The sequence below is a fragment of the Ruegeria marisrubri genome (genome assembly GCF_001507595.1).
Lineage (GTDB): Bacteria > Pseudomonadota > Alphaproteobacteria > Rhodobacterales > Rhodobacteraceae > Ruegeria > Ruegeria marisrubri.
Genome location: NZ_LQBQ01000035.1, coordinates 249365 through 273306 on the forward strand (window position 1 = coordinate 249365; position 23942 = coordinate 273306).

The 23942-nt window shown below is 63.5% G+C and carries 25 protein-coding genes; 21 read left to right on the plus strand and 4 right to left on the minus strand.

The genetic code is table 11. The annotated features are described in order from the left end of the window. Positions 1-108: 108 nt before the first annotated feature. Positions 109-1464 (minus strand): oxygen-independent coproporphyrinogen III oxidase, encoded by a 1356-nt coding sequence (gene hemN, locus AVO45_RS15405; protein WP_068348617.1) that lies wholly within the window; start codon positions 1462-1464, stop codon positions 109-111. A gap of 61 nt (positions 1465-1525) precedes the next feature. Between hemN and fnrL the strand changes: the two genes are divergently transcribed. Continuing rightward, positions 1526-2269, plus strand: a complete 744-nt coding sequence (gene fnrL / locus AVO45_RS15410; protein WP_068348732.1) for a transcriptional regulator FnrL — start codon at positions 1526-1528, stop codon at positions 2267-2269. On the opposite strand, the gene AVO45_RS15415 is transcribed toward fnrL, so the two are convergent. Next, complete coding sequence (locus AVO45_RS15415) at positions 2266-3138, minus strand: LysR family transcriptional regulator (protein WP_068348620.1); 873 nt, start codon at positions 3136-3138, stop codon at positions 2266-2268. The two genes, fnrL and AVO45_RS15415, sit on opposite strands and share 4 nt — an antisense overlap. Positions 3139-3238: 100 nt before the next feature. On the opposite strand from AVO45_RS15415, the gene AVO45_RS15420 reads away from it, so the two are divergent. Both AVO45_RS15420 and AVO45_RS15425 read left to right on the plus strand, forming a co-directional pair. Beyond that, complete coding sequence (locus AVO45_RS15420) at positions 3239-4561, plus strand: serine hydroxymethyltransferase (protein WP_068348735.1); 1323 nt, start codon at positions 3239-3241, stop codon at positions 4559-4561. Between the two features lie 57 nt (positions 4562-4618). Then, complete coding sequence (locus AVO45_RS15425) at positions 4619-4873, plus strand: GlsB/YeaQ/YmgE family stress response membrane protein (protein WP_068348623.1); 255 nt, start codon at positions 4619-4621, stop codon at positions 4871-4873. Between the two features lie 45 nt (positions 4874-4918). Here the strand turns inward: AVO45_RS15425 and AVO45_RS15430 are convergent, their stop codons facing one another. Beyond that, a complete protein-coding gene (locus AVO45_RS15430) occupies positions 4919-5758 on the minus strand; it encodes a universal stress protein (RefSeq protein ID WP_068348738.1) in 840 nt (279 codons plus the stop codon). 194 nt (positions 5759-5952) lie between these two features. On the opposite strand from AVO45_RS15430, the gene ccoN reads away from it, so the two are divergent. Genes ccoN through ccoP form a run of 4 tightly spaced genes read left to right on the plus strand, consistent with a single transcriptional unit; the run spans position 5953 to position 9366 of the window. Next, a complete protein-coding gene (gene ccoN, locus AVO45_RS15435) occupies positions 5953-7560 on the plus strand; it encodes a cytochrome-c oxidase, cbb3-type subunit I (RefSeq protein ID WP_068348740.1) in 1608 nt (535 codons plus the stop codon). A gap of 14 nt (positions 7561-7574) precedes the next feature. After that, on the plus strand, positions 7575-8303 hold the full coding sequence (gene ccoO, locus AVO45_RS15440) for a cytochrome-c oxidase, cbb3-type subunit II (RefSeq protein ID WP_068348626.1): 729 nt from the start codon (positions 7575-7577) through the stop codon (positions 8301-8303). Positions 8304-8314: 11 nt separating this feature from the next. Further along, positions 8315-8500, plus strand: coding sequence for a CcoQ/FixQ family Cbb3-type cytochrome c oxidase assembly chaperone (locus tag AVO45_RS15445; protein ID WP_068348628.1), 186 nt, complete (start codon positions 8315-8317; stop codon positions 8498-8500). Further along, entirely contained in the window at positions 8497-9366 is an 870-nt protein-coding gene (ccoP, locus tag AVO45_RS15450) for a cytochrome-c oxidase, cbb3-type subunit III (protein WP_068348631.1), read from the plus strand. The genes AVO45_RS15445 and ccoP overlap by 4 nt, the downstream gene beginning before the upstream one ends. 150 nt (positions 9367-9516) lie before the next feature. Here ccoP and AVO45_RS19795 read toward each other — a convergent pair whose 3' ends face one another. Beyond that, positions 9517-9678 (minus strand): hypothetical protein, encoded by a 162-nt coding sequence (locus AVO45_RS19795; RefSeq protein WP_157770180.1) that lies wholly within the window; start codon positions 9676-9678, stop codon positions 9517-9519. Positions 9679-9777: 99 nt separating this feature from the next. Between AVO45_RS19795 and AVO45_RS15455 the strand changes: the two genes are divergently transcribed. The 14 genes from AVO45_RS15455 to rpoB all read left to right on the plus strand — a co-directional run bounded on the left by AVO45_RS15455 (position 9778) and on the right by rpoB (position 23917). Then, positions 9778-10653 carry a LysR family transcriptional regulator gene (locus AVO45_RS15455; RefSeq protein WP_068348635.1) on the plus strand — a complete coding sequence of 292 codons (876 nt, stop codon included), beginning with the start codon at positions 9778-9780 and terminating at the stop codon, positions 10651-10653. A 102-nt stretch (positions 10654-10755) separates the two neighbouring features. Further along, complete coding sequence (gene ccoG / locus AVO45_RS15460) at positions 10756-12183, plus strand: cytochrome c oxidase accessory protein CcoG (RefSeq protein WP_068348743.1); 1428 nt, start codon at positions 10756-10758, stop codon at positions 12181-12183. A 2-nt stretch (positions 12184-12185) separates the two neighbouring features. Next, positions 12186-12644: a FixH family protein gene (locus tag AVO45_RS15465; RefSeq protein ID WP_068348636.1), complete on the plus strand. Its 459-nt coding sequence runs from the start codon at positions 12186-12188 to the stop codon at positions 12642-12644. A 4-nt stretch (positions 12645-12648) separates the two neighbouring features. After that, positions 12649-14826 carry a heavy metal translocating P-type ATPase gene (locus AVO45_RS15470; protein WP_068348639.1) on the plus strand — a complete coding sequence of 726 codons (2178 nt, stop codon included), beginning with the start codon at positions 12649-12651 and terminating at the stop codon, positions 14824-14826. A 4-nt stretch (positions 14827-14830) separates the two neighbouring features. Continuing rightward, entirely contained in the window at positions 14831-14989 is a 159-nt protein-coding gene (gene ccoS / locus AVO45_RS15475; protein WP_068348642.1) for a cbb3-type cytochrome oxidase assembly protein CcoS, read from the plus strand. Positions 14990-15032: 43 nt separating this feature from the next. After that, complete coding sequence (locus AVO45_RS15480; protein WP_068348645.1) at positions 15033-15437, plus strand: (R)-mandelonitrile lyase; 405 nt, start codon at positions 15033-15035, stop codon at positions 15435-15437. A gap of 99 nt (positions 15438-15536) precedes the next feature. Beyond that, on the plus strand, positions 15537-15734 hold the full coding sequence (secE, locus tag AVO45_RS15485) for a preprotein translocase subunit SecE (protein WP_068348648.1): 198 nt from the start codon (positions 15537-15539) through the stop codon (positions 15732-15734). Positions 15735-15958: 224 nt separating this feature from the next. After that, on the plus strand, positions 15959-16492 hold the full coding sequence (nusG, locus tag AVO45_RS15490) for a transcription termination/antitermination protein NusG (protein WP_068348651.1): 534 nt from the start codon (positions 15959-15961) through the stop codon (positions 16490-16492). Between the two features lie 105 nt (positions 16493-16597). Beyond that, the gene (rplK, locus tag AVO45_RS15495) at positions 16598-17047 is read left to right on the plus strand and encodes a 50S ribosomal protein L11 (protein WP_068348654.1); all 450 of its coding nucleotides are present in this window, start codon (positions 16598-16600) and stop codon (positions 17045-17047) included. Between the two features lies 1 nt (position 17048). Next, positions 17049-17747 (plus strand): 50S ribosomal protein L1, encoded by a 699-nt coding sequence (gene rplA, locus AVO45_RS15500; protein WP_068348657.1) that lies wholly within the window; start codon positions 17049-17051, stop codon positions 17745-17747. A 188-nt stretch (positions 17748-17935) separates the two neighbouring features. Next, entirely contained in the window at positions 17936-18307 is a 372-nt protein-coding gene (locus AVO45_RS15505) for a hypothetical protein (RefSeq protein ID WP_068348660.1), read from the plus strand. Between the two features lie 248 nt (positions 18308-18555). Continuing rightward, positions 18556-19074 carry a 50S ribosomal protein L10 gene (rplJ, locus tag AVO45_RS15510; protein WP_068348662.1) on the plus strand — a complete coding sequence of 173 codons (519 nt, stop codon included), beginning with the start codon at positions 18556-18558 and terminating at the stop codon, positions 19072-19074. A 79-nt stretch (positions 19075-19153) separates the two neighbouring features. Then, a complete protein-coding gene (gene rplL, locus AVO45_RS15515; protein WP_068348665.1) occupies positions 19154-19531 on the plus strand; it encodes a 50S ribosomal protein L7/L12 in 378 nt (125 codons plus the stop codon). Between the two features lie 249 nt (positions 19532-19780). Beyond that, positions 19781-23917: a DNA-directed RNA polymerase subunit beta gene (gene rpoB, locus AVO45_RS15520; protein ID WP_068348668.1), complete on the plus strand. Its 4137-nt coding sequence runs from the start codon at positions 19781-19783 to the stop codon at positions 23915-23917. The last annotated feature ends 25 nt before the right edge of the window (positions 23918-23942 follow it).

A 23942-nucleotide genomic window follows, 5' to 3' on the forward strand; every position in this document is an offset into this window, starting at 1 on the left:
CTGCCCCGGCCCCACAAGTGTGGGAAATCCCAGAGGCGGGCGTCAACCCCCCGCACAAAGAAAGGGCGGATCATGTTCGCGACCCGCCATTGTTCCGTTTCGCCGGCCCTAGATGGCCGAACTGTGCCCCGCCTTGCTCAGGTCATAGGCATCAAAGCTGCGCGCAATCATCCGGGTCAGCGGCCGGGCCTCGGGCGGAATGAACAGGCCTTCGTCGTTGATGCTCAGCAACCCGTCGAACTCGCGATTGGCTTTCTCGTACATCCCGACCAGCTCGGCGCGGGTCACCTCGTGGTCGCGCAGGATTTCCGCCGAATCGATCCGGAAGTCGCACATCAGCGCCTCGATCAGCCGGGCGCGCAGAACGTCCTGCTCCTTGAACAGGTGGCCGCGCGAGGTCGAGAACCGCCCTTCGCGGATGGCCGCGGTATGCGCCCCGGTGGCCGGCGCGTTCTGCGCATAGCCCTGCGGGAATTTCGAAATCGAGCTGGCCCCGACCCCGATCAGAACCTCGGCCTGATCGTCGGTGTAGCCCTGGAAGTTCCGCTTGAGCCGGCCGGCCTTGAGCGCATGGGTCAGGCCGTCATCCTGCGTGGCGAAGTGGTCGATGCCGATCTCGGCGTAGTTGTCCCACATGAACAGGCGGCGCGCGGTGTCGAACAGGTCCAGCCTCTGTTCCGGCGTGGGCAGCGCATCCGACGGGATCAACTGCTGCCGTTTGGCCATCCAGGGCACATGCGCATATCCATAGAGCGCCACCCGGTCGGGGTTGAGCGACAACAGCTTCTGCACGCTTTCGGTCATCCGCGCCTTGGTCTGGTGCGGCAGGCCATACAGGATATCCGCGTTCAGACTGGCGATGCCGCGGGCACGAATCATCTCGGCCGCCTTGCGGGTCACGTCGTAGCCCTGGATCCGGCCGATGGTCTTCTGGATTTCCTCGTCAAAGTCCTGAACGCCGATCGAGGCCCGGTTCATGCCGGCCTCGGCCAGTGCATCCAGACGGGCGTCGTCGATCTCGTTGGGGTCGATCTCGACCGAGAACTCGGCGCCGGGTCCAAGCGGCACGATCTCCAGGATCCGCTTTGCCAGATCGCGCATCAGGTCGGGGTTGAGCAGCGTCGGCGTGCCGCCGCCCCAGTGCAGCCGCGACAGGGTCACACCCTCGGGCAGGCGGGCCGCCAGCAGGTCCAGTTCCGCCTTCAACGTATCGACATAGGCGATGACCGGATTGTCGGTCTGGGTGCCTTGTGTCCGACAGGCGCAGAACCAGCACAGCCGCCGGCAGAACGGCACGTGGACATAGAGAGAGATGGCGCTGCCGGGCTTGATGCCCGAAATCCAGTCGCCAAACAGCTCAGGCCCCACGTCATTGCTGAAATGGGGCGCGGTCGGGTAGCTCGTGTAGCGCGGAACTTTCGCGTCAAAAAGTCCGAGCCGGGCTAATTGGGATTTCGCTATCATGAAGAGACCGCTATAAGATGGTTGGCTCGGACACCTTGACCGAGATCAAATGGGCGAACAGATGACTCTTCCGATACAGATTGAACATTCCAATTGCGGCGAGTGTCCGATCCGGCACCGTGCCGTATGCGCGCATTGCGAACGGGATGAGCTCGAGGCACTCGAGGAAATCAAGTATTACCGCAGCTTCGAGGCCGGGCAGACGATCATCTGGTCGGGCGACCAGATGAATTTCGTCGGTTCGGTCGTGTCGGGAATCGCCTCTCTGACCCAGACGATGGAGGACGGGCGGACCCAGATGGTCGGCCTTTTGCTGCCCAGCGACTTCGTCGGCCGCCCGGGCCGGGAAACGGCGGCCTACGACGTGATAGCCACGACCGATATCGTGATGTGCTGTTTCCGAAAGAAGCCGTTCGAGGAACTCATGGCGCGGACACCGCATATCGCGCACCGTCTGCTGCAGATGACTCTGGACGAGTTGGACGCCGCCCGTGAATGGATGCTGGTGCTGGGCCGCAAGACCGCGCGCGAAAAGATCGCCAGCCTCCTGTCGATCATCGCGCGCCGAGATGCCACTTTGACCCGTGGTCGCTCGTCGGGACCGATCGTGTTCGACCTGCCGCTGACGCGCGAGGCGATGGCGGATTACCTGGGCCTGACGCTGGAGACCGTCAGCCGGCAGATGTCCGCGCTGAAAAAGGATGGAATCATCCAGTTGGAAGGCAAGCGTCACGTCACCATCCCCGACATGGGCCGCCTCATGGAAGAGGCGGGCGACGACACCGATGGCGGCTTTCTCGTCTAAGCCGTTTCACGCAACCATTTCGCGACTTTGCCGGCCGGCGTGTTCGGCCTGAGGGGCCGCGGACTCCAGAGTTTGAGGCTGCTGGGCAGGGTCACGCGGGTCTCGAACGGTGCGACCAGTTGGCCCGAGCGCAGATACGGCGCGATCAAGGCTTGGTGCCCGATCAGCACACCGGCGCCGTTCACGGTTTCCTCCACCGCAAGCGAATAGAGCGAAAAGACCGGGCCGCGCGGGGTGAAATCCGTGCCGGGCATCGCCGCATCCGCCCAGTGTCGCCAATCGCCGGACCAGGAGGTGTCGGACAGGCAGGGCAGGCCCAGCAGATCTTCGGGTGTGTTCAGGCGTTCGGCGAGCGCCGGGGCGCAGACCGGAAAGATCACGTCCGGGGCCAGTGTTTCGCCTGGCATGTCGCCGAAGAACAGGTAGAGGTCATAGGGCGCGCGTTTGAGGTTCGGCGGGGCCTCCATCGCCGTCAGGGAAATCTCGATCTCGGGCGCGGCGGCGCGCAGCTCGGGCAGGCGGGGCGACAGCCACAGTTGCGCCACCGAAGGCAGCGCCACCACATGCACCACATGCGGCATCGCCACGGCGCGCAGGGTCTGGGTCGCGTTGCCAAGCGCGTCAAAGGCCTGTGTCAGGTCGGGCAGAACGCGGCGGGCAAGGGCGGTCGGGGTGACGCCTCGGGCATTGCGGTCGAAGAGCGGCGCGCCCAGGTCCTCCTCCAGTCCTTTCACATGGGCCGACACCGCACCGGGGCTGACGCCCAGTTCGTCGGCGGCGGCGGCAAAACCGCCCAGCCGGGCGGCCGCCTCGAACGCGCGCAGCGCGTTCAGCGGAAAGGATTTGGGGCGGGGCGGTGCAACGGGCATTGTTTCAGACTCAATTTTTCTGACCCTAGTTTTTCGCAAAACTGGTTTGCCCGCAATGGGGTGCGGACGCATTCTGGTGCCCGACACGAAGGAGGTTCCAATGCCACAGCTTGCCCACCGTTCCTGGGTTCCCGCCCATTGCGAAGCCCGCGTTCAGCAGATTGCCGCTGAAACCGCTGCCGCGGATCCCGCCGCGATCGGCGACCGGATCGACGCCCTGATCGAGCGCAACCGGGAAATCCATGACGCGGAGTGCTTCAACCTCAACCCCGCAACCAATGTGATGAACCCGCGTGCCGAGGCGGCCTTGGCGGCGGGGTTGGGCAGCCGTCCGTCGCTGGGATATCCCGGCGACAAATACGAGATGGGCCTTGAGGCCATCGAAGAGATCGAGGTGATCGCGGCGGAACTGGCCGCGCGGGTTTTCAACGCGCGCTATGCCGAGATTCGGGTCGGCTCGGGTGCCCTGGCCAATCTCTACGGCTTCATGGCGCTCACCCGTCCCGGCGACGCGATCATTGCTCCGCCGGCCAGCATCGGTGGCCATGTGACCCACCATTCCGACGGCTGCGCCGGTCTGTATGGCCTGCGCACGTTGAACGCCCCGGTGGACGCCGATGGATACAGCCTTGATCTGGAGGGTCTGCGGGCCTTGGCGCGTGAACACCGGCCCAAACTGATCACGGTCGGCGGGTCGCTGAACCTGTTTCCGCACCCGGTGCGGGCGGTGCGCGAGATCGCCGACGAGGTGGGCGCGAAGGTGTTGTTCGATGCCGCGCACCAGTGCGGGATCATCGCGGGCGGGGTCTGGGCCAATCCTCTGGACGAGGGCGCGCATCTGATGACCATGAGCACCTACAAGAGCCTCGGCGGCCCGGCCGGTGGCCTGATCGTGACCAATGACGCCGAAATCGCTGAGCGTCTGGACGCCATCGCCTTTCCCGGCATGACCGCGAATTTCGATGCGGCCAAATCGGCGGCCCTGGCGATTTCGCTGCTGGACTGGATCGAATATGGCCCTGCCTATGGGCAGGCGATGGTCGATCTGGCGCAGGCGCTGGCCGCCGAGATGGAGGCGCTGGGACTGCCAGTGTTCAAGGGGGCCAAAGGGGCGACCGCTTCACACCAATTCGCGGTCGAGGCAGCGGGCTTCGGCGGTGGGCAGGCGGCGTCCAGGACATTGCGCCGGGCCGGGTTCCTTGCCTGCGGTATCGGCTTGCCGATTGCTTCGGTCGAGGGGGACATGAACGGGCTGCGCATCGGCACGCCCGAGCTGGTGCGTCGCGGGGTGACGCCAGACCATGCGGCAGAACTGTCGGCGTTGGTCGTGCGCGGCCTGACGGGCAATGATCCGGAACAGGTGGCCAAAGACACGCGCGCGTTGCGGGCACAGTTCCAGGGCATGCACTATGTAAGGGCGTGATTTGTCCGCTTTCCCGTGCTCTAGTGCTCCCAGGCATTTGCGGAGGAGGGAAGGCGGATGCAATTTGAAAGCCTGTTGAGCATGCTGATTGTCGGAGCCGTTGCCGGCTGGCTGTCCGGCAAGATCATGGAAGGCCGCGGTTTCGGCCTGTTCGGCAATATCATCGTTGGGATCGTCGGGGCCTTTCTGGCGGGGCTGATCTTTCCGGCGCTTGGATTTGCGGTGGGGGGCGGCATGTTTGCATCCATCCTACATGCCACGATCGGCGCGGTGATCCTGCTGTTCATCGTGGGACTGATCCGCAAGGCATGAAAAAAGGCGCCCCTTGGGGCGCCTTCAATTCCGTTTGGGCGAGCTTCAGTGCGCCATGAACACAGGCACCGTGGCCTGCTCGAGCATGTTGCGCGTCGCCCCGCCCAGGATCGCCTCGCGGAAACGCGAGTGGCCATAGGCCCCCATCACGATAAGATCCGAACTGGTGTCCGCCGCGTGGCGGTTCAGGATGTCGGAAACGCGGGTCATGGTCTTGCTGAGGACGTCGATCTCGCATTTCACACCGTGGCGCGACAGCATCTGCGACAGCAGCCCGCCCGGATCCGAGCGATCGGGGCCGTGGCGCGGCGGGTCGATCACCACGATGCGCACCAGATCGGCCTGTTTCAGGAACGGCAGCGCCTGCCGGATGGCGCGCATCGCCTCGATGCTTTCGTTCCAGCCGATCATGATCGTTCCCGGTTTCGAGAAAGGCTTGGCATCATCCGGGACCATCAGAACCGGCGCATGTCCTTCGAACATCGCGGCCTCGACGATGGGCTCGGCCTCGGCGCCCCGGCCTTCGCCATAGGGGCGCGGCAGAATGACGAGATCCGAGAAGCGGGCGCGGTGCGCGACGTGACGGCCGAGATCGGCAATCTGCGCCACGCCGCTCTCGGCGGACCAGCGAACGCCCGACTTGCCAAGGTAGTTTTCGGCAAAGGCCAGAACTTCGTCCGCCTCGGCCTTGGCGCGGCTCAGCGTCTCCTGAAGGATCAGGGCGTTCGCGCCCGCATAGTAGTACCCGGTCTGGCTGCGGTCGACGCCAAGACAGAGTGCCTCGGCATGCGCATCCTGCGCCTCGGCAAGCGCGACCATCTGCGCCAAGGCGGGTTCTGCCAGCTTGGTCTCTGTCATTACGGTCAGCAGGGTTTTATAAGACATTTCAACCTCGTGGTTCCGGCGCAATTCCAAGTGCGACCAGTTTTCCCAATGATTGGTTATGCGTGTCACAGAAAACGGGCTATTGTCTTGACACAGATCAAAGCAACTCTGGCTGTCATTATACATTACGGCAACCAGTCAAAGAAGTCTGGCGCGACGCGAGAAACGCGCGGGACATGGCAAAGGGACGCAATATGTCGAATTACATCAAGCTGATCGTGCTTGGTCTGGTCGCGTTGTTCGGCGCGATGGCAGCCAATTATGCACGAGACTTGGCGTATCAGGTGCATGCCATCCTGATCACGCTCATTGCCGGTGGGTTGTTCATCTGGACCCTTCGGAACACGGACGAACCGGACATCCTGACGGATCGCTCGGGGGAATACATGGACGGCGTGGTGCGCTACGGCGTGATCGCGACGGCCTTCTGGGGGGTCGTGGGTTTCCTCGCCGGAACCTTTATCGCTTTTCAACTCGCTTTCCCGGCCCTCAACTTCGAGTGGGCGCAGGGGTTTGCCAATTTCGGACGTCTGCGTCCGCTGCACACGTCGGCAGTGATCTTCGCCTTTGGCGGCAACGCGCTGATCGCCACGTCCTTCTACGTGGTGCAACGGACCAGCGCGGCCCGTCTTTGGGGCGGCAACCTGGCCTGGTTCGTGTTCTGGGGCTACCAGCTGTTCATCGTGCTGGCGGCGACCGGCTATCTGCTGGGCGGAACCCAGTCCAAGGAATATGCCGAGCCGGAATGGTATGTGGACCTGTGGCTGACCATCGTCTGGGTGGCCTACCTGGCCGTGTTCCTGGGCACGATCGTCAAGCGGAAAGAGCCGCATATCTACGTGGCCAACTGGTTCTACCTGGCCTTCATCGTGACGGTGGCCATGCTGCACCTGGTCAACAACATGACCATCCCGGTCAGCATCTGGGGCTCGAAGTCGGTCATCGTCTGGTCGGGCGTGCAGGACGCCATGATCCAGTGGTGGTATGGCCACAACGCCGTGGGCTTCTTCCTGACTGCGGGCTTCCTGGGCATGATGTACTACTTCATCCCGAAACAGGCCGAACGTCCGGTCTTCAGCTACAAGCTGTCGATCATCCACTTCTGGGCGCTGATCTTCCTGTATATCTGGGCCGGTCCGCACCACCTGCACTATACCGCGCTGCCTGACTGGGCCTCGACCCTGGGCATGGTGTTCTCGGTCGTGCTGTGGATGCCCTCGTGGGGTGGTATGATCAACGGTCTGATGACGCTCTCGGGCGCATGGGACAAGCTGCGCACCGACCCGATCATCCGCATGATGGTCATCTCGGTGGGCTTCTACGGCATGTCCACCTTCGAAGGCCCGATGATGTCGATCCGCGCGGTGAACTCGCTGTCGCACTACACCGACTGGACCATCGGCCACGTGCACTCGGGTGCGCTGGGCTGGAACGGCATGATCACCTTTGGTGCGCTGTACTTCCTGGTGCCCGTCCTGTGGAAGCGCGAGCGTCTGTACTCGCTGCAGATGGTCAGCTGGCACTTCTGGCTCGCCACCATCGGCATCGTGCTCTACGCCGCGTCGATGTGGGTCACCGGCATCATGGAAGGCCTGATGTGGCGTGAAGTGGACGCCAACGGCTTCCTGGTGAACTCGTTCGCCGACACGGTGGCCGCCAAGTTCCCGATGTACGTGGTGCGTGCTCTGGGCGGCGTTCTGTACGTCACGGGTGCGGTGATCATGTGCTACAACCTGTGGATGACCGTCCGGAAGGCGCCGGCCAAAGAGGCCAGCCTGTCGGTCGCGGTCCCGGCTGAATAAGGAGGGCCGGAACAATGGCAATTCTCGACAAACACAAGATCCTCGAGACCAACGTCACCCTCCTGCTGATCTTCAGCTTTCTGGTCGTGACCATCGGTGGCATCGTGCAGATCACCCCGCTGTTCTACCTTGAGAACACCATCGAGAAGGTGGAGGGCATGCGGCCCTACACCCCTCTCGAAATGGCGGGGCGCGAGATCTACATCCGCGAAGGCTGCTATGTCTGCCACAGCCAGATGATCCGCCCGATGCGGGACGAGGTCGAGCGCTATGGCCACTACTCGCTGGCGGCCGAGTCGATGTATGACCACCCGTTCCAGTGGGGGTCCAAGCGGACCGGTCCTGACCTGGCCCGCGTGGGCGGCCGCTACTCGGACGAGTGGCATGTGGACCACCTGCGCGATCCTCAGTCGGTGGTGCCGGAATCGGTGATGCCCAAGTACGGGTTCCTCGAGAACAAGATGATCGACGGCAAGTATATCGGCGACATCATGGCAACCAATGCCATCGTCGGCACGCCGTATACCGAAGAGATGATCGCGAACGCCGAGGCCGATTTCCGCGCCCAGGCGGATCCGGACAGCGACTATGACGGTCTGCTCGAGCGCTACGGCGACAAGGTGAACGTGCGCAACTTCGACGGCCAGCCCGGCATTTCCGAAGCGGACGCCCTGATCGCCTATCTGCAGATGCTGGGCACCCTGGTCGATTTCTCGACCTTCACGCCTGAAGCGAGCCGGTAAGGAGGACCGTGATGGAAGAATACACGATCCTTCGGCAATTCGCGGATAGCTGGATGTTGCTGGTCCTGTTTGCCTTCTTCATCGGGGTGGTCCTCTGGGTCTTCCGCCCCGGTGCGGGCAAGGCGCACGACGACAGCGCAAACATCCCCTTCCGGCATCAAGACAAACCCGCCACATGCGAGGAGGCGCGGAAATGAGCAAGACACCTGAAAAGCAACCGGGTGATCCGAAGACCACCGGCCATGTCTGGGACGGCCTTGAAGAGTTCGACAACCCGATGCCGCGCTGGTGGCTGTGGACCTTCTATGCCACGATCATCTGGGGCGTGATCTACACGATCCTGTATCCCGCCTGGCCGCTGGTGAACTCGGCGACGGCCGGTATCCTGGGCTGGTCCACCCGCGCCAACGTGGCGGCCGAGATTGCCGCCGTCGAAGAAGCCAACGCCGCGATCAACGACAAGCTGGCGTCGGTCGAACTGGCTTCGATCCAGGGCGACGCCGAGTTGAACAGCTATGCGGTTTCGGCCGGCAGCGCCGTGTTCAAGACCTGGTGCGCCCAGTGTCACGGCTCGGGTGCCGCCGGTGCCAAGGGCTATCCGAACCTGCTGGACGACGACTGGCTGTGGGGTGGTGACATCGAAAGCATCCACTACACGATCACGCACGGTATCCGCAACGAGGACAGCGACGAAGCGCGCTACTCCGAGATGCCTGCCTTTGGCCGGGACGAGTTGCTGACCGAAGAGGAGATCGATCAGGTCGTCAACTATGTCATGTCGCTGTCGGGTGAGCCGCGGGATGCGGGCGCGGTCGAGGCCGGTTCGGTGATCTACGCGGACAACTGCGCTGCCTGCCATGGTGAGGATGCGACGGGCGACCGCGAGCAGGGCGCGCCGAACCTGTCGGACGCGATCTGGCTCTTCGGTGGTGACTACGACAGTCTGACCGAAACCGTCACGAACAGCCGTTATGGCGTGATGCCGGCGTGGAATACCCGCCTGACCGAGGCGCAGATCCGCGCGGTTGCGACCTATGTCCACCAGCTGGGCGGCGGTGAGTAAGACCTGAGAATACCTTCGGGCGGTTCGCCGCCCGAAGGGTGCGGTGCCGGCTGTTCCATCTGTTCGCGCGTTTCCTGAACAGCCGGCGCCAACTTTTCCGAAACTAAGGCCAAGACCTGTTTCGGTCCAGTGGGCAAATGCGCATCTGCCCTACAGGTTTTCCGGATCCACGCCGCGCCCGCCTTTCAGCCACCAGTGATTTTCCGGCAGCCAGCGTTTCCGTTTCGGTGCGTCCGGCCGGGGCGCATCGCGCAGTTTCGGGGTGTTGAGGCGTGTCGCGGTCAAGAAGGACTTGGCATAGATGGTCAGCATGATCGTTCTCCTGTTGCGATGAGATCTGCCACCAAGATCATTCCTTGACCGCAAAATTGCGACTCAATAACAATTCCAATATGTAAGTCAGGATTACATATGGATTGGCTGAGATTTCCGCCTTTGGCATCCCTCAGGGCTTTTGCCGCCTTTGCGGAAAAGAGAAATGTGGTTCAGGCTGGAGAGGCGCTGAATGTAAGCCATGCGGCCATAAGTCAGCAGTTGCGCGCGCTCGAGACGTTCCTGGGCGTGGCGCTGCTGGATCGCAGCGGCAAGTCTCTGACGCTGACCGCCGACGGAGAGCATCTCGCCCGCGCCGTGCAACTGGGGTTTGGGGCGATTGGCGCCGCGGTATCGGATCTCGCGCAGTCCGGGTCCGAGCGCCCGGTGCATGTGTCGCTGACATCATCCTTTGCCGCCTCGTGGCTGATGCCGCGATTGCCGGCCTTCCGCTCGGAACACTCCGATATCGACCTGGTTCTGGACCCGTCGCCCGAACTGGTCGAATTGCGCCCGGGCGGCGTGGATGTGGCGATCCGCTACGGGGCGGGCGGCTGGCCGGGCGTGCAGTCGCAGATGCTGCTGCAGACGCCCATGGTCATCGTCGCCGCGCCCGGCCTGCTGGGAGGGAAAACAGACTGGACGCCGGCCGAACTTGCCCGGCTGCCCTGGCTGGAAGAGGTCGGCACGACCGAGGCGACGGCCTGGCTTGCCGAACACGGCGCCGCGATCGAGCCCGGCGCCGGGCGGACGAATCTGCCGGGCAACCTCGTTCTGGAAGGCGTGCGCGCGGGGCAGGGGGTTACCGTCACCGTGCGGCACTTCGTCGAAGGCGACATTCGCGCCGGCCGGCTGATCGAGCTGTATGCCGAGCCTGACGACCGCGGATACCACATCGTGACGTCTCAATCGCCGCAAAGACAGGCGGTCAAGACCTTCGTCGCGTGGTTGAAACGTCAGGCGCGCGAAGCGTGAAAAAGGTATTTGCACGATGCGCTTTTTGACCCATGTCAAAGTTGAGCCATGTATGATCTGGAACAAGACGCTTCGACAGCCCCCCAGATCTGGAGCATTTCCGTGAGCGATTCCAATCCAGCCCCCAGCCTCTACGCCCCTCGGGAACCGATATTTCCGCGGCGGGTTTCGGGCAAGTTCCGCAACCTCAAATGGGTCATCATGGCGGTGACGCTGGGCATCTACTACCTGACACCATGGATCCGCTGGGATCGCGGGCCCAGCCTGCCGGATCAGGCGGTGTTGCTGGATATGGCGAACCGGCGGTTCTATTTCTTCTGGATCGAGATCTGGCCGCATGAATTCTACTTCGTCGCCGGGTTGCTGATCATGGCGGGTCTCGGCCTGTTCCTGTTCACCTCGGCGCTTGGTCGCGTCTGGTGCGGCTATGCCTGCCCGCAGACCGTCTGGACCGACCTTTTCATCCTGGTGGAACGCTGGATCGAAGGCGACCGCAACGCCCGCCTGCGTCTGCACCGCCAGAAGAAGCTCGACTTCCGCAAGGCGCGGTTGCGGCTGACCAAGTGGGCCGTCTGGCTTCTGATCGGTCTCGCGACGGGCGGTGCCTGGGTGTTCTATTTTGCCGACGCGCCGACCCTGGCGCGGGATCTGGTGACCGGAAACGCGCATCCGATCGCCTACACCACCATGCTCTTGTTGACCGGCACGACCTTTTTCTTCGGCGGGTTCGCGCGCGAGCAGATCTGCATCTATGCCTGCCCGTGGCCGCGCATCCAGGCGGCGATGATGGACGAGGATACGCTTGTCGTCGGTTATCGCGAATGGCGGGGGGAACCACGCGGCAAGGGCAAGCGGACTCCGGATTCCCAGCTGGGCGACTGCATCGACTGCATGGCCTGCGTCAATGTCTGCCCGGTGGGCATCGACATCCGCGACGGCCAGCAGCTGGAATGCATCACCTGCGCGCTGTGTATCGACGCCTGTGACGACATGATGGCCAAGATCGGCAAGCCGCGCGGCCTGATCGACTACATGGCGCTCAGCGACGAAGAGAACGAACGCGCCGGCCGGCCGCCGAAAAGCGTGTGGAAGCACATCCTGCGGCCCCGCACGATCCTCTACACGTCGCTGTGGTCTCTTGTCGGGCTCGGCTTGCTCTTTGCGTTGTTCATCCGCCCCGACATCGACCTGACCGTGGCGCCGGTGCGAAACCCGACCTACGTGACGCTGTCCGACGGCTCGATCCGCAACACCTATGACGTGCGCCTGCGCAACAAGCATGGCGAGGAACGCCCCTTCCAGCTTTCGGTCAAGGGGGACCCGTCCATGCGCATCCAGATCGAAGGCTCGCCCGACGACAAGGTCACCGTGCCGGCTGACACGGCCCATCTCACTCGTGTATATATCGAGGCACCGAAAGGGGCGCCGCCGTCCAGTGCGGCCAGCACTCCGGTGCGGATCTGGGTCGAAGACCTGAAGAGCGGCGAGCGCGCCTACAAGGACACCACGTTCAACGGACGGGGGAACTGATCATGGCGGAACGCAAATTCACCGGCAAACATGCGCTGGCCGTATTCGGCGGCGCGTTCGGTGTCATCATCGCGGTGAATCTGGCCCTCGCCTACAGCGCGGTAAAGACCTTTCCCGGGCTTGAGGTGAAAAACTCCTACGTCGCCAGCCAAGAATTCAACGAAAGGCTCCATGCGCAAGAGGCGCTCGGCTGGACGGTCAATGCCAAGGCTGCCGGAGGGTTGCTGATCCTGTCGATCACCGACAAGGCGGGCAACCCGGTTCAGGTGGCCGAGCTTGATGCCGTGCTGGGGCGCGCGACCCATGTGAAAGAGGACACCCGGCCCGAATTCGCCTTTGATGGTACGGCCTATGTGGCCAAGGCCGAACTGGGCGCGGGCAACTGGAACCTTCGCATAGTGGCCAGGGCCGAGGACGGCACCGAATTCACCCAACGCATCCCGATCTACGTGAAGGGTTAGGCGGATGACGGCGCAGATACGCCCCGGCACCGCGGCTTGTCCGGGCTGCATCGCAGCCCCGGCCGAGCCGGTGCAGCCTGTGCCCGAGGATGTGCAGATTGCGCTGTCTCTGCCCGGCATCCATTGCTCGGCCTGCATCGCAACGGTCGAGCGCGAGTTGAATGCCGTGCCGGGTGTCGAGTCCGCGCGGGTGAACCTGACCCTCAAGCGGGCGATGGTTCAGGCCGGCCCGGACGTGCGCGCCGCCGACCTGATCCCGGTGCTCGAACGGGCGGGCTACGAGGCGCACGAACTGGATGCCAGCGCACTGACCGCGACGCAGGCGGATAAGGCGGGGCGCGACCTGCTGATGCGTCTGGCGGTGGCGGGCTTTGCCTCGATGAACGTGATGCTGCTGTCCGTCTCGGTCTGGTCCGGGGCATCGGACGCGACGCGCGACATGTTCCACTGGATTTCCGCCGCGATTGCCTTTCCGGCGATCGCGTTTTCGGCGCAGCCCTTCTTCGTGAACGCATGGAGCGCCCTGCGGGTCCGGCGGCTGAACATGGATGTGCCGATCGTGCTGGCCATCCTGCTGGCGCTGGTGACCTCGCTGTGGGAGACCTCGCTGAGCGGCGAACACGCCTATTTCGACGCGGCCCTGACCCTGACCTTCTTCCTGCTGGCCGGCCGTTACCTGGACTACCGCACCCGGGCCGTGGCCCGATCCGCCGCCGAGGAACTGGCGGCGCTGGAGGTGCCGCGCGCCATTCGCGTGACCGATGGGGCCGAGGAAGAGGTGGCGGTGTCCGCCCTGACTGTCGGCGACCTCGTGCGCGTGCGCCCCGGAGGGCGGATGCCGGTGGATGGCGAGATCGTGTCGGGCCGGTCCGAACTCGACCGCTCGCTGCTGACCGGGGAGACGCTGCCGGTCTTCGCCGAACCGGGCCAGAGCGTCAGCGCGGGCGAGGTGAACCTGACCGGCCCGCTGACGATCCGCGCGACCGCCGTGGGACAGGACACCTCGCTGCATCGTATGGCCGATCTGGTCGCGATCGCCGAATCCGGGCGGTCGCGTTACACGTCGCTCGCCGACAGCGCGGCCAAACTCTATGCGCCGGGCGTTCACATCCTGTCGGCGCTGAGTTTCGTGGGCTGGTTCCTCTATTCCGGCGACATCCGCACCGCCCTGAACATCGCGGCGGCGGTTCTCATCATCACCTGCCCCTGTGCGTTGGGGCTCGCCGTGCCCGCCGTGACGACCGCCGCGTCGGGGCGTCTGTTCCGCAAGGGGATGCTGATCAAGCACGCCACCGCGCTCGAGCGTCTGGCCGAGGTCGATACGGTCGTGTTCGACAAGACCGGAACCCTGACCGCAGGCACGCCGGAACTGACGAATCTGGGCGAGCATTCCCGTTCGGATCTGGAAATCGCGCTGGCGCTGGCCGGGGCGTCCTCGCACCCGTTGTCGCAATCCCTGGCCCAGGCGGCGCGTGAGGCCGGGATCAAACCGGCCCGGGTCGAGGATATCGTCGAGGTGCCGGGCTATGGCGCCGAAGGCCAGTATCGCGGACAGCGCGTCCGGCTGGGCCGCGCCGCCTGGGTCGGGGCCGAGCAGGGGCAGCAGACGGCGGCCTGGCTGGCGGTCGGAGATCGTGCGCCGGTGGCCTTCCTGTTCACCGATTCCCTGCGCCCCGGCGCGGCCGAGGCCGTCAGCGCGTTGCGGCAGGCCGGCAAGGACGTGGTTCTGATCTCTGGCGATGCCGAGGCGGCGGTGGCGGCTCTGGCCGAACGGCTCGGGATCGACAACTGGCAGGCCGAGGCGCTGCCTGAGGACAAGGCGCGGCGGGTGCAGGCTCTGACGGATGCCGGGCACAAGGTTCTGATGGTGGGCGACGGGCTGAACGATACGGCCGCGCTGGCGGCGGCGCATGTGTCGATCTCCCCGGCCTCGGCGCTGGACGCCGCGCGGGTGGCATCCGACATCGTGCTGCTGGGAACCGACCTGTCGCCGATCGCGGATGCCTGCGAAACGGCGGTGAAGGCGACCAGGCGGATCCGCGAGAATTTCCGTATCGCCACGGTCTACAACGTGATCGCGGTGCCCCTGGCGGTGGCGGGGCTCTGCTCGCCGCTGATCGCGGCCTTGGCGATGTCCACCTCGTCGATTACCGTATCCCTGAACGCCCTGAGGCTGAGGTGAAGCGATGGAAGTGCTGGCCTATCTGATCCCGATCTCCCTGCTGCTCGGCGGCGTGGGCCTTGCCGCGTTCATCTACACTGTGCGCTCGAACCAGTATGACGACCCAGAGGGCGACGCACGGCGCATTCTCAGCAATCAATGGGACGACAAGCCCAAGCCCTGACCGGCAAGCGAACGGTGGGGCCGGGGCGCCGGGGAGGTGTTTCATGGAAATCCACAAGGCAGGCGTCCGCCCGACGCGACAGGGGCGCAAGGAGTATTTCACCGGAACCGTCTGGCAGGATCCGGTGATCGAAGCGCCGGCGCCGGCGCGCGTCATGGCGCTGAGGGTCGCCTTCGCGCCGGGTGCGCGCACCGCGTGGCACACCCATCCGCTGGGCCAGACGCTGCATGTGCTGTCCGGCGTCGGTCTGGTGGGGCGGCGTGGCGAGGCCCCGCAGGTGATCCGTCCCGGCGATACCGTCTGGATTCCGCCGGGCGAGGAACACTGGCACGGGGCCGGGCCGGACACGGCGATGGTGCATCTGGCCATCCAGGAAGGTTTGGACGGGCAGTTCGCCGACTGGCTCGAGAAGGTTTCAGACGACGACTATCTGAGGGCCGCGCAATAGGTCGCGGGTGAAGGAACCCCTCGCTGACGCCGAGTGCCCTTGAATTTGCCGCAATGCCCGGCTATGTCCCGGCCAAAGCTAGTAGAGAGACATCGCCAAATGGCCACCACCAATCCGATCCAGTTCATTCAGCAGGTCCGCGCCGAAGTTTCCAAGGTCGTATGGCCCACCCGTCGCGAGGTTCTGCTGACGACGGTGATGGTGTTCATCATGGCCGCATTGACCGCCGTGTTCTTTGCGCTTGTCGATCTGGGCATTCGCGGCGGGCTGCACCTGATCCTGGGCGCGTTCAACTGACGCTGGCACGGGACGGGGCCGAATTCGCGTTCCGGCGCTTGTGCCCCCTTGCGCAGCGCGCCTTGTCGGAGTAGGTGACGCGATACCTTTCGGGATGGGCGTGCGGCGATTCGGGCTGCGCGCCGCTTTTTATTCCGGAAAGCGCGGCGTGGCCGTGATGGGATTTCAATAACCGATGCGTTCGGGAATGGACGTGTCGAAGGCAGAACAAGGACGACAGGTTCATGGCGAAACGGTGGTACTCGGTCAGCGTTCTTTCGAACTTTGAAAAGAAGATCGCAGAACAGATCCGCGCCTCGGTTGCCGAACAGGGCCTTGAGGACGAGATCGACGAGGTTCTGGTGCCCACCGAAGAGGTGATCGAGGTGCGCCGGGGCAAGAAGGTCAAGACCGAGCGCCGCTTCATGCCCGGCTATGTGCTGGTGCACATGGAAATGTCGGACAAGGGCTATCACCTGATCAACTCGATCAACCGCGTGACCGGTTTCCTGGGGCCGCAGGGCCGCCCGATGCCGATGCGCGACGCCGAGGTGAACCAGATCCTCAACCGCGTGCAGGAAGGCGAAGAAGCGCCGCGCACGCTGCTTACCTTCGAGGTGGGCGAGAAGGTCAAGGTCAACGACGGTCCGTTCGAGGATTTCGACGGCATGGTCGAGGGTGTCGACGACGAGAACCAGAAGCTGAAGGTGACCGTCTCGATCTTTGGCCGGGAAACCCCGGTCGAACTGGATTTCACGCAGGTCACCAAGCAGTCCTGACGTGATTTAGCCGTGGGAGGCGAGCGTATCGCGACGCGCGGACCAGACCACACAACGTAAGGCCCCGAGGACGCGTCCGAGGGGTGTTGGAAAAGGAGAAGGCCAATGGCCAAGAAGCTCGCAGGCACGATGAAGCTGCAAGTGCCCGCCGGTCAGGCAAACCCGTCGCCGCCGGTTGGTCCGGCGCTGGGTCAGCGCGGCATCAACATCATGGAATTCTGCAAGGCGTTCAACGCCAAGACCGCAGACATGGAGCCCGGCGCTCCGTGCCCGACCGTGATCACCTACTATCAGGACAAGTCCTTTACCATGGACATCAAGACGCCGCCGGCGTCGTACTACCTGAAGAAGGCGGCCGGTCTGAAGCCGGTCGGCAAGCGCAACCGTCCGAAAGGCGCAGAGAACCCCGGCCGCGAGACCGTCGCGACCGTCACGGTGGCTCAGGTGCGTGAAATCGCCGAAGCCAAGATGAAGGATCTGAACGCCAACGACATCGAAGGCGCAATGCAGATCATCCTGGGCTCGGCCCGTTCCATGGGCATCGAGGTGAAGTAAGATGGCAAAACTCGGTAAACGCACCCGCGCAGCGCGCGAAGCCGTCGCCGGCAAGGAAAACCTGTCGGTCGAGGAAGCTGTCAAACTGGTCAAGTCCAACGCGACCGCGAAGTTTGACGAAACCATCGAAATCGCCATGAATCTGGGTGTCGACACCCGCCACGCCGACCAGATGGTGCGCGGCGTCGTCGGCCTGCCGAACGGCACCGGCAAGGACATGCGCGTTGCCGTCTTCGCTCGTGGCGCCAAGGCGGACGAGGCGAAAGAGGCCGGTGCGGACATCGTCGGCGCCGAGGACCTGATGGAAAGCATTCAGGCCGGCAACATCGACTTTGACCGTTGCATCGCGACCCCGGACATGATGCCGATCGTCGGCCGTCTGGGCAAGATCCTGGGCCCCCGCAACCTGATGCCGAACCCCAAGGTCGGCACCGTGACCATGGACGTGAAAGCGGCCGTGGAAGCAGCCAAGGGCGGTGAGGTCCAGTTCAAGGCGGAAAAAGGCGGCGTCGTGCATGCCGGCGTCGGCAAGGCGTCGTTCGACGAAGCCAAGCTGGCCGAGAACGTCCGCACCTTCATCTCGGCCGTGGCCAAGGCCAAGCCGTCGGGCGCCAAGGGCACCTACATGAAGAAGATCGCGCTGAGCTCGACCATGGGCCCCGGCGTGACCGTGGACGTCGCCGAGGCCTCGGCCGAATAAGGCGGGCCATCGGAGTCAAAGACAGGCCCCCGGCAAGCACGCCTTGCCGGGGGCCTTGCGTTTCGGGCAAGCCAGTATCCGTCAAGGATGGCGGCGGTTTTGCTTTTGCAACCGGATGACGATTCGCTGGAACGAACTCGAGATGTGGCACCGCGCCGGTCGGGCGGGGAGGACCGGCAGCAAGGATAATGGTTCAAAGAAGTTTTTTTGCCCAAGACAGTGAAAGCCTGATCGTCGCGAGCAGTTCCAATTCGTCCATTGTCGACAATCCGATCATCAACAACTCGGACACGCCGGACGGGACGATCTTTCAGTATTCCGCCGGAACCGGCGCGACCATGACGCTGAACGACACGTCGCGCCGAAACGTGTTCGATGACGATCGCCCGTCGCGCCACGTGATCACCGACGGCAGCGGCATGGTCGCGAACGGGACGCAGGTCGAAAGCGAGTCGATCAATGCCGCGGACGCGGCGGTGCTGAGAACGCATCTTCATACCCCGGCGCAGGCCCGAGCACGTTCCTTGGCGCGGGAATTTTGGGCTTGGAAACCCCGCTGATCTGCCCTAAAGAGGGCAGCGGAATAAAGCGTGCGATTCGTCGTGCGCTTTATTTCGTTTCGTCCAAGACGGTGGGTGGCCCTGCAAGGGGTCTTAATTTCCTGCCTGAGACGGGTAAGACCAAAAGATCGAGGGTCCCACCCTCGGGCGATATTTTGGCTCCACCCCGTATCACGGACCTGAACGCCGGGTGTCAGCCCGGCAAACTTGAGCCGGGATGAGTCATCGTCCCTAACTTGGAGAGAACTGTGGATAGAGCCCAGAAAGAGAAAGTGGTCGAGGAACTCGGCCAGATCTTCGAAAGCTCTGGCGTCGTGGTGGTTGCTCACTACGCCGGTCTGACAGTTGCCGAGATGCAGGACCTGCGCGCGCGTGCACGCGAAGCGGGCGGTTCCGTGCGTGTTGCCAAGAACAGGCTCGCCAAAATCGCCCTCGAGGGTAAGCCGTGTGAAAGCATGGCCGACCTGCTGACGGGTATGACCGTTCTGACCTATTCCGAGGACCCCGTGGCAGCAGCCAAGGTGGCCGAGGACTTCGCCAAGGAGAACAAGAAGTTCGAAATTCTTGGCGGTGCAATGGGCGAGAACGCTCTTGACCGTGCCGGCGTCGAAGCCGTCTCGAAAATGCCGTCGCGTGAGGAGCTCATTGCTTCGATCGTGGGCTGCATTGGCGCACCTGCTTCGAACATCGCTGGCGCGATTGGCGCACCTGCAAGCAACATCGCAAGCATCCTTTCCACCATCGAAGAGAAGGCGGAAGCTGCGTAAGCGGTTGGCACTGAATGATCTGCGTGGGGCGCATGCCCTGACGTTGGAACACACACTGTAAACGGAAAGAGCTGATACAATGGCTGATCTGAAGAAACTGGCAGAAGAGATCGTTGGTCTGACCCTGCTGGAAGCACAAGAACTGAAAACCATCCTCAAGGACGAGTACGGCATCGAGCCCGCAGCTGGCGGCGCCGTCATGGTCGCAGCAGCTGGCGGTGACGCCGGTGGCGCAGCCGAGGAAGAGAAGACCGAATTCGACGTCGTTCTGAAGAACGCCGGCGCTTCGAAAATCAACGTCATCAAAGAAGTTCGCGGCATCACCGGCCTGGGCCTGAAAGAAGCCAAGGAACTGGTCGAAGCCGGCGGCAAGATCAAGGAAGGCGTTGACAAGGCAGAAGCAGAAGACATCAAAGCCAAGCTGGAAGCAGCTGGCGCCGAAGTCGAGCTGGCCTAAGTCAGTCTTCGGGTGCATCTGTGATGCATCGCAAATTTGGCTGGGCCCGGAAATTCCGGGTCCAGCCGAACCTGTCTTAGAAAGGGCCTCTGAAACAGGGGCGTTTTCTAAGACGCGGTTCGCGGATCGGGAGGCCGCCACTCGGGACGGTGGCCATGAATTGATCCGGACGTGTCGTCTCGTATGGGCAAGGCGCCGGGGCCCGACGGTGTCGTTGTCCGCTGAGAACATCAAAAGGTGACATCTGACATGGCTCAATCGTTCCTTGGCCAGAAACGTCTTCGCAAATATTATGGCAAGATCCGGGAAGTCCTGGAGATGCCGAACCTCATCGAGGTGCAAAAATCTTCTTACGATCTTTTCCTGCGCTCCGGAGATGGTGACACGCCGAAAGACGGCGAAGGCATCATGGGCGTGTTCCAGTCGGTTTTCCCGATCAAGGACTTCAATGAAACCTCGGTTCTCGAGTTCGTGAAATACGAGCTGGAAAAGCCGAAATACGACGTCGAAGAGTGCATGCAGCGCGACATGACCTACAGTGCGCCGCTGAAGGTCACTCTGCGCCTGATCGTGTTCGATGTCGACGAGGACACTGGGGCCAAGTCGGTCAAGGACATCAAGGAACAGGACGTGTTCATGGGCGACATGCCCCTGATGACGCCCAACGGCACCTTCATCGTCAACGGCACCGAGCGCGTGATCGTGTCCCAGATGCACCGCAGCCCGGGCGTGTTCTTTGACCACGACAAGGGCAAGACCCATTCCTCGGGCAAGCTGCTGTTCGCCTGCCGCATCATCCCGTATCGCGGATCGTGGCTGGATTTCGAGTTCGACGCCAAGGACATCGTCTATGCGCGCATCGACCGCCGCCGCAAGCTGCCCGTGACCACGCTGCTCTATGCGCTGGGCCTGGATCAGGAAGGCATCATGGATGCCTACTATGACACCGTGTCCTACAAGCTCGACAAGAAGAAGGGCTGGGTCACTCCGTTCTTCCCCGAGCGCGTGCGCGGCACCCGTCCGACCTATGACCTGATCGACGCCAAGACCGGCGAAGTCATCGCCGAGGCCGGCAAGAAGGTCACCCCGCGCGCGGTCAAGAAGATCATCGAAGAGGGCAAGATCACCCATCTGCTGGTGCCCTTCGATCACATCGTCGGCAAGTTCGTCGCCAAGGACATCATCAACGAGGAAACCGGCGCGATCTATGTCGAGGCCGGTGACGAGCTGACGCTGGAATACGACAAGGACGGCGAACTGATCGGCGGCACCGTGAAGGAGCTGATCGACGCGGGCATCACCGACATTCCGGTTCTGGACATCGACAACGTCAATGTCGGGCCCTACATCCGCAACACCATGGCGCAGGACAAGAACATGAACCGGGAAACCGCGCTCATGGACATCTACCGCGTCATGCGTCCGGGCGAGCCGCCCACCGTCGAGGCCGCGTCGGCCCTGTTCGACACGCTGTTCTTCGACAGCGAGCGCTATGACCTGTCCGCCGTGGGCCGCGTGAAGATGAACATGCGCCTGGCACTGGACAAACCCGACACCCAGCGCACGCTGGATCGCGAAGACATCGTGGCCTGCATCAAGGCGCTGGTGGAACTGCGCGACGGCAAGGGCGAAGTGGACGACATCGACCACCTCGGCAACCGCCGCGTGCGCTCGGTCGGCGAGCTGATGGAAAACCAGTACCGCGTCGGCCTGCTGCGCATGGAACGCGCCATCAAGGAGCGCATGTCGTCGGTCGAGATCGACACCGTCATGCCGCAGGACCTGATCAACGCGAAACCGGCCGCGGCCGCCGTGCGCGAATTCTTCGGCAGCTCGCAGCTGTCGCAGTTCATGGACCAGACCAACCCGCTGTCGGAAGTCACCCACAAACGCCGCCTGTCGGCGCTTGGCCCCGGCGGCCTGACCCGCGAGCGTGCCGGCTTCGAGGTACGCGACGTGCACCCGACCCACTATGGCCGGATGTGCCCGATCGAGACGCCGGAAGGCCCGAACATCGGTCTGATCAACTCGCTGGCCACCTTTGCCCGCGTGAACAAGTACGGCTTCATCGAAACGCCTTACCGTGTCGTGAAAGACGGGCAGGTGACCGATGAGGTCCACTACATGTCCGCGACCGAGGAAATGCGTCACACCGTGGCGCAGGCCAACGCGACGCTGGACGAGAACGGCAAGTTCATCAACGATCTGGTCTCGACCCGTCAGGCCGGTGACTACACGCTGGCCCCGCGCGAGAACGTGGACCTGATCGACGTGTCGCCGAAACAGCTGGTGTCGGTCGCGGCCTCGCTGATCCCGTTCCTGGAAAACGACGACGCGAACCGCGCCCTGATGGGTTCGAACATGCAACGTCAGGCAGTTCCGCTGCTGCGCGCCGAGGCGCCGCTGGTCGGGACCGGGATCGAGGAAAAGGTCGCCATCGACTCAGGCGCCGCGATCCAGGCGAAACGCGCCGGCATCATCGACCAGGTCGATGCCCAGCGTATCGTGATCCGCGCCACCGAGGATCTGGAACTGGGCGATGCCGGCGTCGACATCTACCGGCTGCGCAAGTTCCAGCGGTCGAACCAGAACACCTGCATCAACCAGCGTCCGCTGGTCAAGGTGGGCGACACGGTTCAGAAGGGCGAGGTCATCGCCGATGGTCCGTCGACCGACATGGGCGAACTGGCTCTGGGCAAGAACGTGGTCGTCGCGTTCATGCCCTGGAACGGCTACAACTACGAAGACTCGATCCTGATCTCCGAGCGCATCGCGCGTGACGACGTGTTCACCTCGGTCCATATCGAGGAATTCGAGGTAGCCGCCCGCGACACCAAGCTGGGCCCGGAAGAGATCACCCGCGACATTCCGAACGTCGGCGAGGAAGCGCTGCGCAACCTCGACGAGGCGGGCATCGTGTACATCGGTGCGGATGTCGAGCCGGGCGATATTCTGGTCGGCAAGATCACTCCGAAGGGCGAAAGCCCGATGACCCCGGAAGAAAAGCTGCTGCGCGCCATCTTCGGCGAGAAGGCATCCGACGTGCGCGACACCTCGCTGCGCGTGAAGCCGGGCGATTACGGCACCGTGGTCGAGGTTCGCGTCTTCAACCGTCACGGCGTCGAGAAAGACGAGCGTGCGCTTCAGATCGAGCGTGAGGAAGTCGAACGTCTGGCCCGCGACCGGGACGACGAGCTGGCGATCCTCGACCGCAACATCTATGCGCGCCTCAAGTCGATGCTGCTGGGCAAGACCGCCGTCAAGGGGCCGAAAGGCGTCAAGGCGGGCTCGGAGATCACCGAGGAACTGCTCGAGTCGCTGACCCGCGGCCAGTGGTGGCAGCTGGCGCTGGAAGACGAGAAGGACGCCCAGGTCGTCGAGGCCCTGAACGAGCAGTACGAGGTGCAGAAACGCGCCCTGGATGCCCGTTTCGAGGACAAGGTCGAGAAGGTCCGCCGTGGCGACGACCTGCCGCCGGGCGTGATGAAGATGGTCAAGGTCTTCATCGCCGTGAAGCGCAAGCTGCAGCCGGGCGACAAGATGGCCGGCCGTCACGGGAACAAGGGTGTGATCTCCAAGGTCGTTCCGATGGAGGACATGCCGTTCCTGGCCGATGGTACCCCGGTCGACTTCTGTCTGAACCCGCTGGGCGTGCCGTCGCGCATGAACGTCGGTCAGATCCTCGAAACCCACATGGGCTGGGCCGCGCGCGGTCTGGGTCTGAAGATCGACGAGGCGCTGCAGGAATACCGCCGATCGGGCGACCTGACGCCAGTGCGCGATGCGATGAAGCACGCCTATGGCGAGGACGTCTATGCCGAGGGCATCTCGAACATGGACGAGGACGAACTGGTCGAAGCGGCCAGCAACGTCACCCGCGGCGTGCCGATCGCGACCCCGGTCTTCGACGGTGCGAAAGAGGCCGACGTCAACGACGCGCTGGTTCGCGCGGGCTTTGACACCAGCGGCCAGAGCATCCTGTTCGACGGCCGCACCGGCGAGCAGTTCGCGCGCCCGGTGACCGTCGGCATCAAGTATCTGCTGAAACTGCACCACCTTGTGGACGACAAGATCCACGCGCGTTCGACCGGGCCCTACAGCCTGGTCACCCAGCAGCCGCTGGGCGGCAAGGCGCAGTTCGGTGGTCAGCGCTTCGGTGAGATGGAGGTCTGGGCCCTGGAAGCCTACGGCGCCGCCTACACCCTGCAAGAGATGCTCACCGTCAAGTCGGATGACGTCGCCGGCCGGACCAAGGTCTATGAGTCGATCGTCAAGGGCGAGGACAACTTCGAGGCGGGCGTTCCCGAGAGCTTCAACGTGCTCGTCAAGGAAGTCCGCGGCCTCGGCCTGAACATGGAACTCCTGGATGCGGAGGTTGAGGAGTAAGGGCCGCGTGCCCTTCACTCCCGTC

Bases quoted from the DNA above. Each gene is read 5' to 3' on its own strand.
- rplK (WP_068348654.1), top strand. From the start codon at position 16,598: ATGGCCAAGAAGCTCGCAGGCACGATGAAGCTGCAAGTGCCCGCCGGT.
- AVO45_RS15480 (WP_068348645.1), top strand. From the start codon at position 15,033: ATGGAAATCCACAAGGCAGGCGTCCGCCCGACGCGACAGGGGCGCAAG.
- AVO45_RS15430 (WP_068348738.1), bottom strand. From the start codon at position 5,758: ATGTCTTATAAAACCCTGCTGACCGTAATGACAGAGACCAAGCTGGCA.
- rplL (WP_068348665.1), top strand. From the start codon at position 19,154: ATGGCTGATCTGAAGAAACTGGCAGAAGAGATCGTTGGTCTGACCCTG.
- ccoN (WP_068348740.1), top strand. From the start codon at position 5,953: ATGTCGAATTACATCAAGCTGATCGTGCTTGGTCTGGTCGCGTTGTTC.
- AVO45_RS15470 (WP_068348639.1), top strand. From the start codon at position 12,649: ATGACGGCGCAGATACGCCCCGGCACCGCGGCTTGTCCGGGCTGCATC.
- nusG (WP_068348651.1), top strand. From the start codon at position 15,959: ATGGCGAAACGGTGGTACTCGGTCAGCGTTCTTTCGAACTTTGAAAAG.
- ccoO (WP_068348626.1), top strand. From the start codon at position 7,575: ATGGCAATTCTCGACAAACACAAGATCCTCGAGACCAACGTCACCCTC.
- AVO45_RS15425 (WP_068348623.1), top strand. From the start codon at position 4,619: ATGCAATTTGAAAGCCTGTTGAGCATGCTGATTGTCGGAGCCGTTGCC.
- AVO45_RS15420 (WP_068348735.1), top strand. From the start codon at position 3,239: ATGCCACAGCTTGCCCACCGTTCCTGGGTTCCCGCCCATTGCGAAGCC.
- secE (WP_068348648.1), top strand. From the start codon at position 15,537: ATGGCCACCACCAATCCGATCCAGTTCATTCAGCAGGTCCGCGCCGAA.
- fnrL (WP_068348732.1), top strand. From the start codon at position 1,526: ATGACTCTTCCGATACAGATTGAACATTCCAATTGCGGCGAGTGTCCG.
- AVO45_RS15465 (WP_068348636.1), top strand. From the start codon at position 12,186: ATGGCGGAACGCAAATTCACCGGCAAACATGCGCTGGCCGTATTCGGC.
- AVO45_RS15445 (WP_068348628.1), top strand. From the start codon at position 8,315: ATGGAAGAATACACGATCCTTCGGCAATTCGCGGATAGCTGGATGTTG.
- AVO45_RS15415 (WP_068348620.1), bottom strand. From the start codon at position 3,138: ATGCCCGTTGCACCGCCCCGCCCCAAATCCTTTCCGCTGAACGCGCTG.
- rpoB (WP_068348668.1), top strand. From the start codon at position 19,781: ATGGCTCAATCGTTCCTTGGCCAGAAACGTCTTCGCAAATATTATGGC.
- AVO45_RS15455 (WP_068348635.1), top strand. From the start codon at position 9,778: ATGGATTGGCTGAGATTTCCGCCTTTGGCATCCCTCAGGGCTTTTGCC.
- rplA (WP_068348657.1), top strand. From the start codon at position 17,049: ATGGCAAAACTCGGTAAACGCACCCGCGCAGCGCGCGAAGCCGTCGCC.
- ccoP (WP_068348631.1), top strand. From the start codon at position 8,497: ATGAGCAAGACACCTGAAAAGCAACCGGGTGATCCGAAGACCACCGGC.
- AVO45_RS15505 (WP_068348660.1), top strand. From the start codon at position 17,936: ATGGTTCAAAGAAGTTTTTTTGCCCAAGACAGTGAAAGCCTGATCGTC.
- ccoS (WP_068348642.1), top strand. From the start codon at position 14,831: ATGGAAGTGCTGGCCTATCTGATCCCGATCTCCCTGCTGCTCGGCGGC.
- hemN (WP_068348617.1), bottom strand. From the start codon at position 1,464: ATGATAGCGAAATCCCAATTAGCCCGGCTCGGACTTTTTGACGCGAAA.
- AVO45_RS19795 (WP_157770180.1), bottom strand. From the start codon at position 9,678: ATGCTGACCATCTATGCCAAGTCCTTCTTGACCGCGACACGCCTCAAC.